This window comes from Streptococcus caballi DSM 19004, from assembly GCF_000379985.1.
Lineage (GTDB): Bacteria > Bacillota > Bacilli > Lactobacillales > Streptococcaceae > Streptococcus > Streptococcus caballi.
This window is the reverse complement of the sequence record NZ_KB904122.1, coordinates 1-12,904: the sequence shown is the minus strand read 5'-3', so window position 1 is coordinate 12,904 and position 12,904 is coordinate 1. Positions and strand designations below refer to the sequence as shown.

The window sequence follows — 12,904 nt, the reverse complement described above, 5'->3', positions numbered from 1 at the left end:
TTAAAAATACTAAGGTCTTTCAAGTACTTTGACGCCGTCTTTACCAGCGACAATGACTTTATTAACCATTCCAGTGAAAAGTCCATGGTCTACAACACCAGTCATAGCCTTTAATTCCTTGCCAAATTCAACTGGATTGTCAATGACACCAAGATCTAGATCAATAATGAAGTTCTTCATGTCTGTCACGAAGCGCACACCATCATATTCACGAAAAGAAGGTTTATAACCCTTAGCTGCAAATTCGCGGAAGATGCGTTCTGCACCATATTGCACGACCTCAACAGGAAGTTTGAAAGCACCCAATTTTTCAACCATCTTGCTCTCATCAACTACCCAAATATAATTTTTTGTTGGTGTGGCAACAATTTTTTCCATGAGAAGAGCGCCACCGCCACCCTTAATACCGTTAAAATCTGGATCAACTTCATCTGCACCGTCGACAGTGACATCGATGATATCAATATCATCAACAGCTTTGAGAGGAATCCCCAAGCTCTCAGCCTGTGCAGTCGTCCGACTAGATGTTGTAACACCTATGATCTGCAAGCCTTCTTCTTGAACACGACGACCGATTTCTTCAACAAAATAATAAGCTGTTGAACCTGTTCCAAGACCAACAACCATACCATCTTTAACATACTGAGTCGCTGTGACAGCGGCAATTTTCTTTAGTTTTTCCATAGACTCCTCCTAGATTTTATAAAAGTCATCTCAAATCATATTATAACATGACTAAAGCCATTTTTGGAAGCATTTTAATATTTTAAGTCGCAAAGAGAAGGGAAAGAAAAATCAACGCTTACCGATTATGGTGGCCTCCTCGCCATTTTTCTGAAGGACTTTGCACATCGTATCGGGGGTCAGGTTTTCTGACGAAAAATACAGACTGAGTTACAAGGAACTCATTTTCTGAACAACTAACTTTTAAAGATCGGCTAACTATCAATTCAAATAAAACATTTGTTAGCAGGAATGACTGCAACATTAGTCTTTTTCTACTTTCGAAATGTTTTATTTCACCCCTTTGAGGAAGGATTGGAGACAGATCTTCAACATTTTTTGTTAATAGATTTTAAAAAGAAGGGAACTACCAAGCAGGAGATAGCAATCACTTGCCTCCTCTATTCTTTTGCGTTACAATAACCGTATGATTACAAAAGAGTTTGATACTATCACTGCTATCGCAACACCGCTGGGAGAAGGAGCTATCGGTATCGTCCGTATTTCCGGCAGCGATGCGCTAACCATTGCCAAAAGCATTTTTAAGGGAAAAGATCTTGAAAGGGTTGATTCGCATACGCTCAACTATGGTCACATTTTTGATCCACAAAAAGATGAGATTTTAGATGAGGTTATGGTTGGGGTCATGCGTGCGCCTAAGACATTCACGCGCGAGGATGTTATTGAAATCAATACGCATGGCGGTATTGCTGTAACCAATGAGATTTTGCAACTGATTTTACGTCAAGGAGCTCGCATGGCTGAGCCAGGAGAGTTTACCAAGCGTGCTTTTCTCAATGGCCGCGTTGATTTGACTCAGGCTGAAGCTGTCATGGATATTATCCGTGCCAAAACAGATAAGGCCATGAATATCGCTGTTAAACAGTTGGATGGCTCTCTCAAATCTTTGATTGACAACACGCGCCAAGAAATTCTCAATACCTTGGCTCAGGTCGAAGTTAATATTGACTATCCTGAATATGATGATGTTGAGGAAATGACCACTGCTCTCATGCGCGAGAAAACGCAAGAATTTCAGGCTCTTCTGGAAAATCTTCTACGAACAGCTCGCCGTGGCAAGATTTTGCGCGAAGGTCTTTCTACTGCCATCATTGGCCGACCAAACGTTGGTAAATCAAGTCTGCTCAACAACCTTCTTCGTGAAGAAAAAGCCATCGTTACTAACATCGAAGGCACCACTCGTGATATCATCGAAGAATACGTCAATATCAAAGGCGTTCCTCTCAAACTTGTTGATACCGCTGGTATTCGCGAAACAGATGATATCGTTGAAAGAATTGGTGTTGAACGTTCCAAAAAAGCCCTTAACGAAGCTGACCTTGTGCTACTTGTCCTCAACGCAGCAGAAAAACTCACTGAACAAGACCGTACTTTGTTAGAACTCAGTCAAAATAGTAACCGCATCATCTTGCTCAATAAGACTGATCTACCCGAAGTCATTGAAGTTGATGAGTTGCCTAGTGATGTCATCCGTATTTCCGTTTTGAAAAATCAAAATATTGACCTCATTGAAGAACGTATTAATCAACTCTTTTTTGATAATGCTGGTATTGTGGAACAAGATGCCACTTATCTATCCAATGCCCGCCATATTTCCTTGATCGAAAAAGCTGTTGAAAGCTTACGTGCTGTCAACGAAGGACTGGAACTGGGTATGCCAGTTGATTTATTGCAGGTTGATATGACTAGAACTTGGGAAATTCTCGGAGAGATTACAGGTGATGCCGCACCAGATGAGCTCATTACCCAACTCTTTAGTCAATTTTGCCTTGGGAAATAAAAAAGGAAATCCTAGCGGATTCCCTTTTCTTTATAGCCTTTGAAAGATTATTTGATTAACTCATAAATAGCTTCAGCATAGATGGCTGCGGCGCGGTAAAGGTCTTCTACATCAGCGAATTCATTGGCTTGGTGCATGGTGTTGACATAATCTGGGAACATGGCACCGAAGGCTACGCCTCGTTTTAAGAGACGTCCAAAAGTTCCGCCCCCAATGATTTGTTCGTGACCTTTGAGGCCAGTTTGTTTTTCATAAACTGACAAAAGCGTTGCCACCAATGGATCATCAGCAGGCACATAGTGAGGAGTGTGTTCATGTTCTGACAAGGTAACCTTTCCAATGCCTTCTAATTTTTCAAGACCTGCCTTGATAGTTTGAGCATCTGTCCCTTGTGGGTAACGGAAGTTCAACGCAATGGTATTGTCAGCAGAAGTCTTGTCAAAGTTGAAGACACCTGCGTTCATGCTGAGAGGCCCCATTTTATCGTCTGTGTAGGCTACGCCTAAATTTTCACCAGAAAAGTCTTCGTGAAGGACAGTTGCGATGAAGTCAAGATAGGTTTTAGCAGAACCGTCAAAAGCAAATTGATTGAGGAATTTGGCCAGGTAAGTGGCACCATTGATTCCCGCTTCTGGTGTTGAGCCGTGAGCTGATTTACCAAAGACTGTCAAGACAAATTGACCTGCTTCTTCTTTAAGCTCGGCTGTCACTGGATATTCTGTAATGAATGCATTCAGCTTTTCTTGCAAGTCTGTTAGCGCAAAATCTGCAGTGAAGGCTGCGGTTGCTGATTCAGGTACCATGTTTTCGCGAAGTCCGCCAGCAAAGCGATGCAAGGTGAAAGCTCCGCTATTTTCCCCAGTAAAATGAAGGTACTCGGTGATGTTACCTTTTTCGCCATTGATAATAGGAAACTCAGCGTCTGGTGAGAAGCCAAAATCTGGATCTTTGAGACCGTTGTGGGCGAAATAATAGTCCATGTCCCCCCAACCAGATTCTTCGTCGGTACCGACAATGAAACGAACTTTTTTAGACACTGGTAAGCCAAGTTCTTTGATGATTTTAAGAGCATAGTAGCAAGCCATTGTTGGACCTTTGTCATCTGATGACCCACGCGCATAGAGTTTACCATCTTTGATGACTGGCTCGTAAGGATTGGTGTCCCAGCCACTACCTGCTGGCACGACATCCAAATGGGCAAAAATCCCAAGAACTTCATCTCCCTCACCAAATTCAAAATCACCAGCGTAATTATCAATGTTGCGGGCTTTATAACCATCACGCTCTGCCATTGCCAAAAAATGCTCCAATGCCTTCACAGGTCCAGGCCCGAAAGGATGTTGATCATTAGCTTGGGTATCATCGCGTTCCGAATTGATGCGCAAAAGACTAAACAAGTCTTCCATCATGACATCTTTGCGTTTGTCAACCTCTGCTTTAAAATCAATTGTCATTTTTCTCTAAACTCTCTTTCTGTGCTACTTCTTGTAATCCTTTTAATGTTCTCATCGCCAAGTCCGCTTTATCATATGGCACTAAGATATGATCATGGTAATTTCCAGCTACCACATTGCAGCTTAAACCAGCTTCTCCTAATGCGCTTGCAAAAGCGGCTGTTAAACCCACCGCAGCCAAATCGGAGTGAACATTTAGCGTAATCCAAGCTGATCTAAACTGAGCCTCTAAGCCATAGGTGTGTGCAATTTTTTCCGTGACAAGAACTGACAAACCTTCCTCTTCCTTAATACTTGCCTCAATCAAGTCAAAAGGAAGTTGTGACGAGGCAGTCAAGGTCGCAAACACAAAAACCTCTTCTTTTAAAACAGGCTCCATGCTCGCCAAAAGCTGATTTAAATCTTGGATGGCTGCCATTACCTTACCTCCATAATGTCATCTACAGGTAAACGATAGCTTGGCTCAGTCTTTTCATCACTGTACCCCACTGTCACTAAGACTTCTGGTCGAAAACGACGGTCAATCTCTAATACTTCATTGACTTTTGTCTTATCAAAACCAAGAAAAATATTTGAAGCCAAACCTTGATCGGTCAGCGCTAAAACCAAATTCATCGTCACCAATCCAATATTTAAAGCTAGATAGTCGCTAGTGACTTGTGGGCTAAACTGCTGAAACATAGTGGGGTAGGATTGCATATAGCGACTCAAGGTATCATCAGACAAAATTTTAACCCCATTTCGAGCAATTTTACGTGATCGTTTTGGAAGGTCTGTGTCACTAAAAATAACAATAACATATTGTGCTTCCTGAGCTTGATCTTTATTGCCACCATACATCACTTCTGCTAGTTGCTGTTTTCTCTCTTTTACAACTACAAACTTCCATGGTTGGATATTATGAGCAGAGGGTGCTAACGTAGCGATTTCAATAGCTGTGCGTAAATCGTTGTAATCAACCTTTTTAGCGTTGAAATGTTTGACAGCATGGCGTTTCTTGTTTAATTCTAGAAATTTCATAATAAAACTTCCTATCTATTTTTATTTGCCCTATCATTTTACCATAAAATCCGCTTTCAGACTTGCTTTTTGTGATATAATGTCCCAAATAAGGAAACTAAAATGAAGCCATACACTCCCACCAAAGACAATAATCTTTAAGCAAACAAAAGATCGCTAGAAAACTCTAACGATCTTTTTCAAATATACTCCATTAAATACCTTTTACAGCATAGTAATGACCACTTGGACTGGCAAAATTGAAATTGAAAAAGGGTTCCGCATTGATGGCGCTGACAGTACCAGTCACTGCCGCTACGCGCTCATGGAGAGCTTCAATCTCTGAACTTTCGAAAAGGATACTAGGCTGAAAATCGAGGACTTCTGGCGACACTTGACGAATGAAGTCCTTATCATAAACTGTAAAAAGTACTGTGCTGTCAATTGATGGGCGCATGTCAAAAGTTTTGAACCCCATCATCTCTGACTCCATCATAATATCAAAACCGATTGCCTGCCAAAAATCTTTTTCAGCTGTCACATCATCTACATAAAGCATGATAGCAAAATTTTTTGAAAACATCTTAACCTCTCATATTTACTTGCTCTTAACTGAGATGCTAACTTCTCACCACTGTCAAGAACAGTCAATTTGAACCTAATCATACTATATTGGCATGCCAGCGTCAAGTTTCTTGATTGACTATTAATTAGTTTAGCCAAATGCCTACAGAAGCTAAACCTCGAGCTATTTCAGACTCTTTCAAACCAGTGGTGATGAAATTTTTATAGAAATCTCTGACTGCTGGACTCAGTGCTTGCTTCTGGCTAAGCCGTTTAACTGATAATTGTCGTAGATTTTCTGACAAATAGCAGAGCTCCTTATCAAAGTCCTTCCCCGCTTCAAGATGATTTTTGAATGTCAATAAAATCTGACGCTCCTCGTCTGAAATCTCTGGATTCAAAACCAAATCATAAACAACCTGCAAAACTCTGTCTTGAGCTTCTTTTTTCTCTGATGCTTTTATCATGCCACACTTATCTCCTTATTAAATTGGCTATAATTATACTACTTTTTTAACTCAATGAGATAACAGTTTGGTAACATGAATTTTCAAGAGTCAAATGATTAGACCATAAACAAGACAAACCTCATCCCAGTCAACAGAGGTAGATACCATAGATGAGAATCAACTTATTTACCGCTAAACCTACAATAAAATAACAACGTCTCTAACACAAAAACAGGAGTTCATCATGGGATGACTCCTTTATTGTATACCCAGATTCTTGTTCAAGTTCTAGTAAATTTTTGCTATTTTAGCAGCAATAAGAGCAATGAATCATGTATTACTAAGTAACTTTTGTCTATATTCAGTAACCCTCATGCCCGTCTATTTCTTAAAGGCACGACTGAAAGCATTGACCTCGCTGTAACCAATCAGACTGGAAATCTCCTCTGTTGGCAGTTTCATCTTGAGATAGGAGAAGGCCATAGCCTTTTGAACGGCTTGCAGTTCCTGTTTGAAGCTGGTATTTTCAACCGACAGGTTGCGTTGCAGGGTCCGCACGCTGAGACCAAGCCTGTGGGCAATATCCTCTACCAAGAAAAAGCCGCTTGGAATGGCTGAGTAGAGTTCTTGCTGGACATAGCCTGCGAAGCTCTGCTCTCTGACCTGCTGGGCCAGGTGTTGATTGAGCTCGGTCTCCAAGTATTGCCACATGATATTGTTCTGGGTCAAAAATGGCTTTTTCAAATCTGCCTTATCAAAGACCAGACGATTGCTATCGCCTTTTTGAATCGTGACACCGAACTCCTCGACCGTTTCTGCCTCATAGTCATAGGGACTTTCCACCACTAGTGGCACAATCCTCTCCCCGACACCTGTCCGAATCATGTTAAGAACAAGTAGCTGCTCATTGAGGACAGAGAATTTAGGCAGGTCCATGTTGGCATGGGCGAATTTATAGGTGACAGAAACAGTCGTCTCCGCCTCGATGACATCTACCTCAATAGGACCAACAATTTTCTTAAAACGAGCAAAACGGTCTAGAGCTTCGATACCATGCGGAGATGAAAGTGCTACAAATAAGGCTGGCACGAACATCTGGATCTGGGAAATTTGACTGAGAGCACGGATATTTTCTTCAGACATAACGCGGTCAAATTCCTGTAAGAGACGGTGGTATTCCAGGGTGGTCAGGCTGATTTCTTCCTGCCAGAGCTTGTTGGGAACCTCCGCTCGCTGCAAGAGAACAGTGATATCTGCTCCGATAGCTTTTAGAAATTCTTGAAATTGGTTGGTAATGGTGAGTTTCATAGGCAATTCTTCTTTCTAAAACTATTGTACCAAATCACGCCACAGCTGACCAAGCAAAAGAGGATACTCGCCTCTTGCCAAGTTATTAACGCATAGATGCCAACATCATAGTGTCAAAGGCTTTGTCTCCGAAGATACGACGGATACCGACAAGTAATTTACCGCCACGACCAACAAGGTAACGTGTTTTAGGGTTGCGGGCGTTGATGATTTTAAGAACGGTACGTGAGATAACCTCTGGTTTTGAACCTGGGGCTGGGTTGTTTTCCATAGCCTTGATGTAGCCATTTACCAAGCATTTGTAAGGGCCATTTTGACATTTTCCAAGATACTCAAATGGCTAATCAAATTGTAACTTTGGAAGACAAAGCCAATAGTGCCATTCCGATAGGCATCCCAATCTTGTTTTTTAAAGGACTGGGTGGATGTGCCATTGACAAGCAAGTCTCCGCCGTCATAGGTATCCAAGCCACCGATGATATTGAGCAGGGTCGTCTTCCCGCTACCACTTGCCCCCAAAATAGAGACAAATTCACGGTTGGAGAAGGCCAGCGAGACCTGATCCAGCGTTGTTTGCACTTCATCGCCTGTGCGGTATTGTTTACTGATATTTTTTAATTCTAACATGTTTTCTTTCTTCCTTTATGATTTGGTTCGTCCTTACTGGTCAGGCTTGCGTAAGCCTTGGAGAGCGGCAAAGATGTCATCTGAATCCCTGCGAATCGTCAGAGTCGCTAGGTCGTCAAACTGAGTTGCTTGCGGATTGATTTGTAGGATAGGGCTTGTCTGTGGGCGATATGCGAGGTAGCTACCGTAGTTGCCCTTGCTCCCGATGATAAGGAGGAGGTCTGCTGTCGCTACCCAGTCACAAGCCTGCTGATAAGCCTCCTCTTCAAGCCCCACATGGGAATAGACAGGAAAGGCTAAGACCAAGCCACCGCACTTGGCGCAGCGAGGATAGCTCCCCCTCTGCCAGACCTCAAGCCCTCGATAAATCGTCTGGCACTTGGCGCAACGGTTGAGAGCATAGCTCCCTTGGATTTCTGCGACCTGCTTTGAGCCTGCTAGGCTATGCAGGTGGTCAATATTGGTCGTGATGATGCCCTGCACCATGCCTGCCTGCTCCAGCTCCGCCAATACCTGATGCGTCAGACTAGGCCCCTGCTCAAGCATAGGCTCTAAAAAGTGCTTGTGCAATAAGCGGTAACTCCGATTAGGGTGGAGGAGCACCAAGGGCTCAAAGGTAGTTTGCAAGATTTCTAAGGTATCCATGCGCTCCATATCCTTAATCCCAGAGCTATTGGATATGCCTGCTCCTGTCACGACAATCGTCCGTTGACTAGCTTTCAAATAGTGATAGAGGGTTTCTATTTCTTTCATCGCTTGCCCTCCTCTTGGGACGACATGACCAGCGCCTGCTGGTAGGTCTCTGGTCGTGCCAGCACCTCCAGCATGACAGCCGTTACATCTGCTCGCATGGTGCGGGCTATGCCTGAGACCTTGTAGCCTGTATGAGCCAGATGATAGCTGGGGTGGGCTGTCTTTTCTCCATTAAAGAGAGGACTTGGGTGGATAGTCGTCCAGTTGAGCCCAGAGTCTCCTAGCTCTTTTTCGCCAAGCCAGTGGTCACGATGATTGCCCCTTAAAAAGGTCTGCACCCCCAAGCGGTAGGGGTAGCGGGTATTGCCAAGGGTCAAGCCAACTCCCAGCGAGGACAGACTGATGAGCCGTTGCACCTGCGCCTGTTTCATGCTGGCAATGATGGTCGGCATAACCTTTTCAAAGAAAGGCTGGCTCCGATTGGCAAAGCTGTTTCCCAGCGTGAGCAAGACTGCGTCCTGCCCTGTCATAGCCTGTCTTAGTTTGTCTTCTTCACTCAACTGACCTTGGTAAATCGTCAAGCGGGAGTCAGCTGGTAATTTCTGGGGATTGCGTACATAGGCAGACACCACCTGCCCCTGTGCCAGAGCCTGCTTGAGCAATTCCTGACCGGTCTGTCCTGTCGCTCCAATAATGAGTAACTTCATTTCTCGACTCCTTTCTTCTTGATAGTTCCATTATAGGCGGGATTGTGGTAAAATGAAACTACAAAATGAAAGATAGTGTTGCATTTTCATGGTTTATCAGCAAAAAAGAGATCAAACCGAGCTTCTCATCAAGGAAAGCCTGCTTGATCTGCTCAAAACACAGGAGATTCATACCATAAACGTCAGCAGTATTGCACAAAGGGCGGGAGTCAATCGCGTGACCATTTACCGCTATTTTGCGGATAAATGGGAGATTTTGGAGAGCATCGAAGGCGATGTCCTTGCGAGTCTCGTTCACCCCCACAAGGCACTGCAAAAAGGTCTTCAGGAAAATGCCAGCAAAGAGGAAGTCTTGCAGGCTCTGACCGACTTTTTGACAGTCATTCAGCGACAGCTAGACACCCTGCTAATCCTGACCTCCTATCAGTCTCATCTCGGTTTTAGCAATAAACTCCTCAAATTCCTGATTGAGCTAGAAAAAACTTCCCACCCTTATATTCATCAGCGCCTAGCCAAGCCCGCACAAGAGCTCTTTTCCTATACGACTGTATCTCTATTTCTCGGTGTGATTGAGTACTGGACTCAAAACCCTACTATCACTGCCGAGGAACTGGCCAGCTTTCTTTTCGATGTCCGAGTGGGAGCGAGCCGTCAGCTCAATCAAAAGAACCCTGCCTCTCAGGATTAGCCAAGAACGACAGGTTACGCAACCTGTCGTTTTTGTATGCTAGTCCGCCACCATATCCTTGTGTAGATAGACGGTTTGGGGATTGTTGCGGAGGGCATTTTTGACCATGGCACGCGCCACCTGCTCGGGGCGAATGCCTTTCCAGCCCGCCATGGGACCGATTAGGACTGGCGAGATAACTTGGAAGATTTTGATCCAAACGGCTTCATCCACCGTCAATCCTTCTCGCTTAGGCGCAATCAGCATAGAAGGACGATAAAAGCGGTGAGTGCCGAGATTGAGTTTGAGTAAATCCTCTTCCAAACGCCCCTTGACTTGCAAATACTTATAGCGTGTTTTACTATTGGCACCCATAGCGGAAACTAAATTGAAGCTCTTGACCTTGCCTGCACAGAGTTTTGCAAAACCGTAGGCGTACCCGTAGTCCACCTTTTCAAAATCTTGCCTCTCCCCTGTTCCGATAGCACAGAATACATCCGCTCCGAGTAGAACACCTGGGTTGACAATAGGCTTGTCAAAGTCGATAATGATTTTCTCGATTTTCTGATAATTTGGGAGTTTGTTAATGGAGAATCTTCCCAAAACATAAATCTTGCGGTAGTTGGGATTGGTCACCAATTCCTGTAACAGATGACCACCCACCTCGCCTGTTGCACCTAAGAGTATGGCTGTGTTTGACATGATATTCCTTTCCTAGTCGTCTGTTGAAATAGCTTCCTTTTGCCAGCAACCGTCACTAAACATCAAAACGACCTCTTGTAAAACGATCTCATCTGATTGGTAAAGAAAAAGTGTTTTACAAGATAGATTATAAACCTTCACAAGCAGATTTTGAATGACAGTTTGCGGCTTTTACTTATCATTTTACGTCAACGATATTACCCTTATCTTCGTCAACTAACATGGTATAATAGTTTTAGTGAATCATCACCATTCTTTCCAATAGTGTGCTGATGTAAAAAATTATCTTTAGGAGATAAGAAATACCATGACCGATAAAAATCACCACATCCACCGTCTTCGTATTATCTGGCATATCCTGAAAGTGACGGGCTTTACGACCTTTCTCGCTTCCTTTTTTAGTTTTATCTTTGTCGCCGCTGGTTTGCTTCTCTGGTTGGAACCTAACTTTGTCAGCTATGGGGATAGTCTCTGGTATAGTTTTGTAACAGCAACAACTCTTGGCTATGGAGACATGCTGGTAACGACGACTCTTGGACGAATCATCAGTATCATTTTAGCCATTTATGGTATCCTCTTTTTAGGAAGTCTATCTGGCATAGTTGTCAGCTACTATACCGAAGTCAGCAAACACTACTCATTAGCAATTGAAAATGACAAGCAAAAAACTGGCTCTTAGGAACCAGTTTTTTCAGTTTTTATAATCGATAAGCTCAGCTTTCGCCCAAGTATCATCAACCCAATCATCAACAAGGAGATAGGGAAAAACTGAATTGGGAAGAACAGGCTGATAAAAATACCCGCTAACCATTCCTTTTCAAGCAAAGCTATAGCCATGGACAAACTAACTACCAAGACAACAAACAAGCTATCTACCCGTGGAAAGACTTGGGCTACTGCGAATCCCTGTAAAAATGCCGAAAAAGTAATAGGGAAAATATCCCCACCTGTCCAACCTGACCACAAGCATATTTCCAAAAACAGCAATTTAGCAAAAGACAAAAAGATTAAGGTCAAAACAGGTGTTTCTAACCCAAGTTCGACAACTGAATGCAGACTATGTTGTCCTGAAAACAGCAAAGTTGGGGCTAGTAGAGTAACCAAAAAGATAGCGATACCACCAAGGCTAAGCTTGGTGGGTAAGGTAAAGCTTAACCTATCTAAACCTCCACGAATACCACCTTTCAACCACATATAGCCTTTACCGACTGCAAATCCATACAAGCAGAGTGGTAAAAAGAAGAGAATATCCATCAGTGACCAACTGGTGTCACCTAATTTAGTCACAAAAGAAGGTTGGTCTGTCAATCGCATCATCAACCAGAAAACCAATAAACCATTGGCAATCAAGAGATTGCGTAATTTTTTCCCTGTTTGTTTTTGGCTAGCTGGGTAAGGTAGAAGGTAGCGACTAGGGTGAAATAGGTATTCTAGCCATTTCAGCACCCTCTGACCGTTGACTTGATTCCAGTTAGCTTCTAAATAACGCAATTTATCTGCCTGCCAGATGGAATAGGCAATGACCGCTCCCAGTAAAGGAGCTTCTGGACCAACGCCTGCTCCTGAAATCAAGATAACTAGAGCCAAGACAAGATTTTGCCAAGTATTGTGATAAGAGACCGTTTTGTTTTCGGCCAGTTCATGCAACAAATCATGGCTAGTCCTGGGAAGATTGCCCCACTTGGTTTTGAGAAAAGTTACCAAACTAGTCAAAAGCCCTAAGACAAGCAAGGAATAGACTGAGCCCAGATGAAATTGATGTGGCAGACTTTCCCACAAGAAATGACTACCCAGCTTTTCAACCATGATAAAACCATAAGAAACCAGAGCGATCACGCTACTATAAACCAAACCAAGCAAGACCAACACAACATCTTTTTTTCCAAACATATCTCCACCTACAAGAAAGAGGCTCTATAGCCTCTCAGAATCATGACCACCCGTCTAACGGGTGGTTTGAACAGGGGCTATAAGCCCACATCNCCAGCCAGCGCCTAAAGACGCTGGCTTTCACTTTGTTCAAGCCTCACTGCTTTTGACTCGTCACTTGCCTCTTAAAGAGGCGTTGGTATTACTTGCCATCATCCCTAAAGGGATCTTCGTATTCTTTTACGCTCAATTTATCTAGGGCGAGGTCATGTTTTTCTTGTTCTTGGATATATTTTTTGATAGTGGCTTCGTTCAGTCCAACTGTGCTCACATAATAGCCC

Annotated in this window: 15 protein-coding genes and 2 pseudogenes; 3 read left to right on the top strand and 14 right to left on the bottom strand. The window is 43.3% G+C overall.

Annotated features, from left to right (window positions below; genetic code table 11):
- Positions 1–9 precede the first annotated feature (9 nt).
- Positions 10–684, bottom strand: a complete 675-nt coding sequence (gene rpiA / locus A3GS_RS0110540; RefSeq protein ID WP_018365356.1) for a ribose-5-phosphate isomerase RpiA — start codon at positions 682–684, stop codon at positions 10–12.
- 466 nt (positions 685–1,150) lie between these two features.
- Here rpiA and mnmE point away from each other — a divergent pair, with 466 nt between their 5' ends.
- A complete protein-coding gene (mnmE, locus tag A3GS_RS0110535; RefSeq protein WP_026216382.1) occupies positions 1,151–2,524 on the top strand; it encodes a tRNA uridine-5-carboxymethylaminomethyl(34) synthesis GTPase MnmE in 1,374 nt (457 codons plus the stop codon).
- A gap of 47 nt (positions 2,525–2,571) precedes the next feature.
- Here the strand turns inward: mnmE and pepV are convergent, their stop codons facing one another.
- The 10 genes and pseudogenes from pepV to A3GS_RS0110485 form a co-directional block, all read right to left on the bottom strand.
- A complete protein-coding gene (gene pepV / locus A3GS_RS0110530) occupies positions 2,572–3,978 on the bottom strand; it encodes a dipeptidase PepV (protein ID WP_018365354.1) in 1,407 nt (468 codons plus the stop codon).
- Positions 3,968–4,396, bottom strand: coding sequence for an ACT domain-containing protein (locus tag A3GS_RS0110525; RefSeq protein ID WP_018365353.1), 429 nt, complete (start codon positions 4,394–4,396; stop codon positions 3,968–3,970). The genes pepV and A3GS_RS0110525 overlap by 11 nt, the downstream gene beginning before the upstream one ends.
- Positions 4,396–4,998 (bottom strand): nitroreductase family protein, encoded by a 603-nt coding sequence (locus A3GS_RS0110520; protein WP_018365352.1) that lies wholly within the window; start codon positions 4,996–4,998, stop codon positions 4,396–4,398. The genes A3GS_RS0110525 and A3GS_RS0110520 overlap by 1 nt, the downstream gene beginning before the upstream one ends.
- 193 nt (positions 4,999–5,191) lie before the next feature.
- Complete coding sequence (locus A3GS_RS0110515; protein ID WP_018365351.1) at positions 5,192–5,560, bottom strand: VOC family protein; 369 nt, start codon at positions 5,558–5,560, stop codon at positions 5,192–5,194.
- A gap of 127 nt (positions 5,561–5,687) precedes the next feature.
- A complete protein-coding gene (locus A3GS_RS0110510; RefSeq protein WP_018365350.1) occupies positions 5,688–6,008 on the bottom strand; it encodes a bacteriocin immunity family protein in 321 nt (106 codons plus the stop codon).
- Between the two features lie 363 nt (positions 6,009–6,371).
- A complete protein-coding gene (locus A3GS_RS0110505) occupies positions 6,372–7,298 on the bottom strand; it encodes an AraC family transcriptional regulator (RefSeq protein WP_018365349.1) in 927 nt (308 codons plus the stop codon).
- Positions 7,299–7,383: 85 nt separating this feature from the next.
- Positions 7,384–7,593 carry a hypothetical protein gene (locus tag A3GS_RS0110500; protein ID WP_018365348.1) on the bottom strand — a complete coding sequence of 70 codons (210 nt, stop codon included), beginning with the start codon at positions 7,591–7,593 and terminating at the stop codon, positions 7,384–7,386.
- A 5-nt stretch (positions 7,594–7,598) separates the two neighbouring features.
- Positions 7,599–7,925, bottom strand: a pseudogene (locus tag A3GS_RS0110495) (ATP-binding cassette domain-containing protein); the annotation flags it as partial.
- A gap of 33 nt (positions 7,926–7,958) precedes the next feature.
- Entirely contained in the window at positions 7,959–8,678 is a 720-nt protein-coding gene (locus A3GS_RS0110490; RefSeq protein ID WP_018365346.1) for an SIR2 family NAD-dependent protein deacylase, read from the bottom strand.
- Positions 8,675–9,325 carry an NAD(P)-dependent oxidoreductase gene (locus A3GS_RS0110485; protein WP_018365345.1) on the bottom strand — a complete coding sequence of 217 codons (651 nt, stop codon included), beginning with the start codon at positions 9,323–9,325 and terminating at the stop codon, positions 8,675–8,677. Before A3GS_RS0110485 ends, A3GS_RS0110490 begins: the two co-directional genes overlap by 4 nt.
- A gap of 88 nt (positions 9,326–9,413) precedes the next feature.
- Between A3GS_RS0110485 and A3GS_RS0110480 the strand changes: the two genes are divergently transcribed.
- Complete coding sequence (locus tag A3GS_RS0110480) at positions 9,414–10,013, top strand: TetR/AcrR family transcriptional regulator (protein WP_018365344.1); 600 nt, start codon at positions 9,414–9,416, stop codon at positions 10,011–10,013.
- A gap of 39 nt (positions 10,014–10,052) precedes the next feature.
- Here the strand turns inward: A3GS_RS0110480 and A3GS_RS0110475 are convergent, their stop codons facing one another.
- Complete coding sequence (locus A3GS_RS0110475; protein WP_018365343.1) at positions 10,053–10,694, bottom strand: Rossmann-fold NAD(P)-binding domain-containing protein; 642 nt, start codon at positions 10,692–10,694, stop codon at positions 10,053–10,055.
- 307 nt (positions 10,695–11,001) lie between these two features.
- Between A3GS_RS0110475 and A3GS_RS0110470 the strand changes: the two genes are divergently transcribed.
- Complete coding sequence (locus A3GS_RS0110470; RefSeq protein WP_018365342.1) at positions 11,002–11,373, top strand: potassium channel family protein; 372 nt, start codon at positions 11,002–11,004, stop codon at positions 11,371–11,373.
- On the opposite strand, the gene A3GS_RS0110465 is transcribed toward A3GS_RS0110470, so the two are convergent.
- Entirely contained in the window at positions 11,370–12,584 is a 1,215-nt protein-coding gene (locus A3GS_RS0110465; RefSeq protein ID WP_018365341.1) for a chloride channel protein, read from the bottom strand. The genes A3GS_RS0110470 and A3GS_RS0110465 overlap by 4 nt on opposite strands.
- A gap of 181 nt (positions 12,585–12,765) precedes the next feature.
- Positions 12,766–12,904: pseudogene (locus A3GS_RS11905) on the bottom strand (IS200/IS605 family transposase); the annotation flags it as partial.

Coding starts and splice junctions, on each gene's coding strand:
- A3GS_RS0110470 (WP_018365342.1), top strand. CDS start 11,002: ATGACCGATAAAAATCACCACATCCACCGTCTTCGTATTATCTGGCAT.
- A3GS_RS0110480 (WP_018365344.1), top strand. CDS start 9,414: ATGGTTTATCAGCAAAAAAGAGATCAAACCGAGCTTCTCATCAAGGAA.
- A3GS_RS0110485 (WP_018365345.1), bottom strand. CDS start 9,325: ATGAAGTTACTCATTATTGGAGCGACAGGACAGACCGGTCAGGAATTG.
- A3GS_RS0110510 (WP_018365350.1), bottom strand. CDS start 6,008: ATGATAAAAGCATCAGAGAAAAAAGAAGCTCAAGACAGAGTTTTGCAG.
- rpiA (WP_018365356.1), bottom strand. CDS start 684: ATGGAAAAACTAAAGAAAATTGCCGCTGTCACAGCGACTCAGTATGTT.
- A3GS_RS0110465 (WP_018365341.1), bottom strand. CDS start 12,584: ATGTTTGGAAAAAAAGATGTTGTGTTGGTCTTGCTTGGTTTGGTTTAT.
- A3GS_RS0110520 (WP_018365352.1), bottom strand. CDS start 4,998: ATGAAATTTCTAGAATTAAACAAGAAACGCCATGCTGTCAAACATTTC.
- A3GS_RS0110515 (WP_018365351.1), bottom strand. CDS start 5,560: ATGTTTTCAAAAAATTTTGCTATCATGCTTTATGTAGATGATGTGACA.
- pepV (WP_018365354.1), bottom strand. CDS start 3,978: ATGACAATTGATTTTAAAGCAGAGGTTGACAAACGCAAAGATGTCATG.
- mnmE (WP_026216382.1), top strand. CDS start 1,151: ATGATTACAAAAGAGTTTGATACTATCACTGCTATCGCAACACCGCTG.
- A3GS_RS0110525 (WP_018365353.1), bottom strand. CDS start 4,396: ATGGCAGCCATCCAAGATTTAAATCAGCTTTTGGCGAGCATGGAGCCT.
- A3GS_RS0110505 (WP_018365349.1), bottom strand. CDS start 7,298: ATGAAACTCACCATTACCAACCAATTTCAAGAATTTCTAAAAGCTATC.
- A3GS_RS0110475 (WP_018365343.1), bottom strand. CDS start 10,694: ATGTCAAACACAGCCATACTCTTAGGTGCAACAGGCGAGGTGGGTGGT.
- A3GS_RS0110490 (WP_018365346.1), bottom strand. CDS start 8,678: ATGAAAGAAATAGAAACCCTCTATCACTATTTGAAAGCTAGTCAACGG.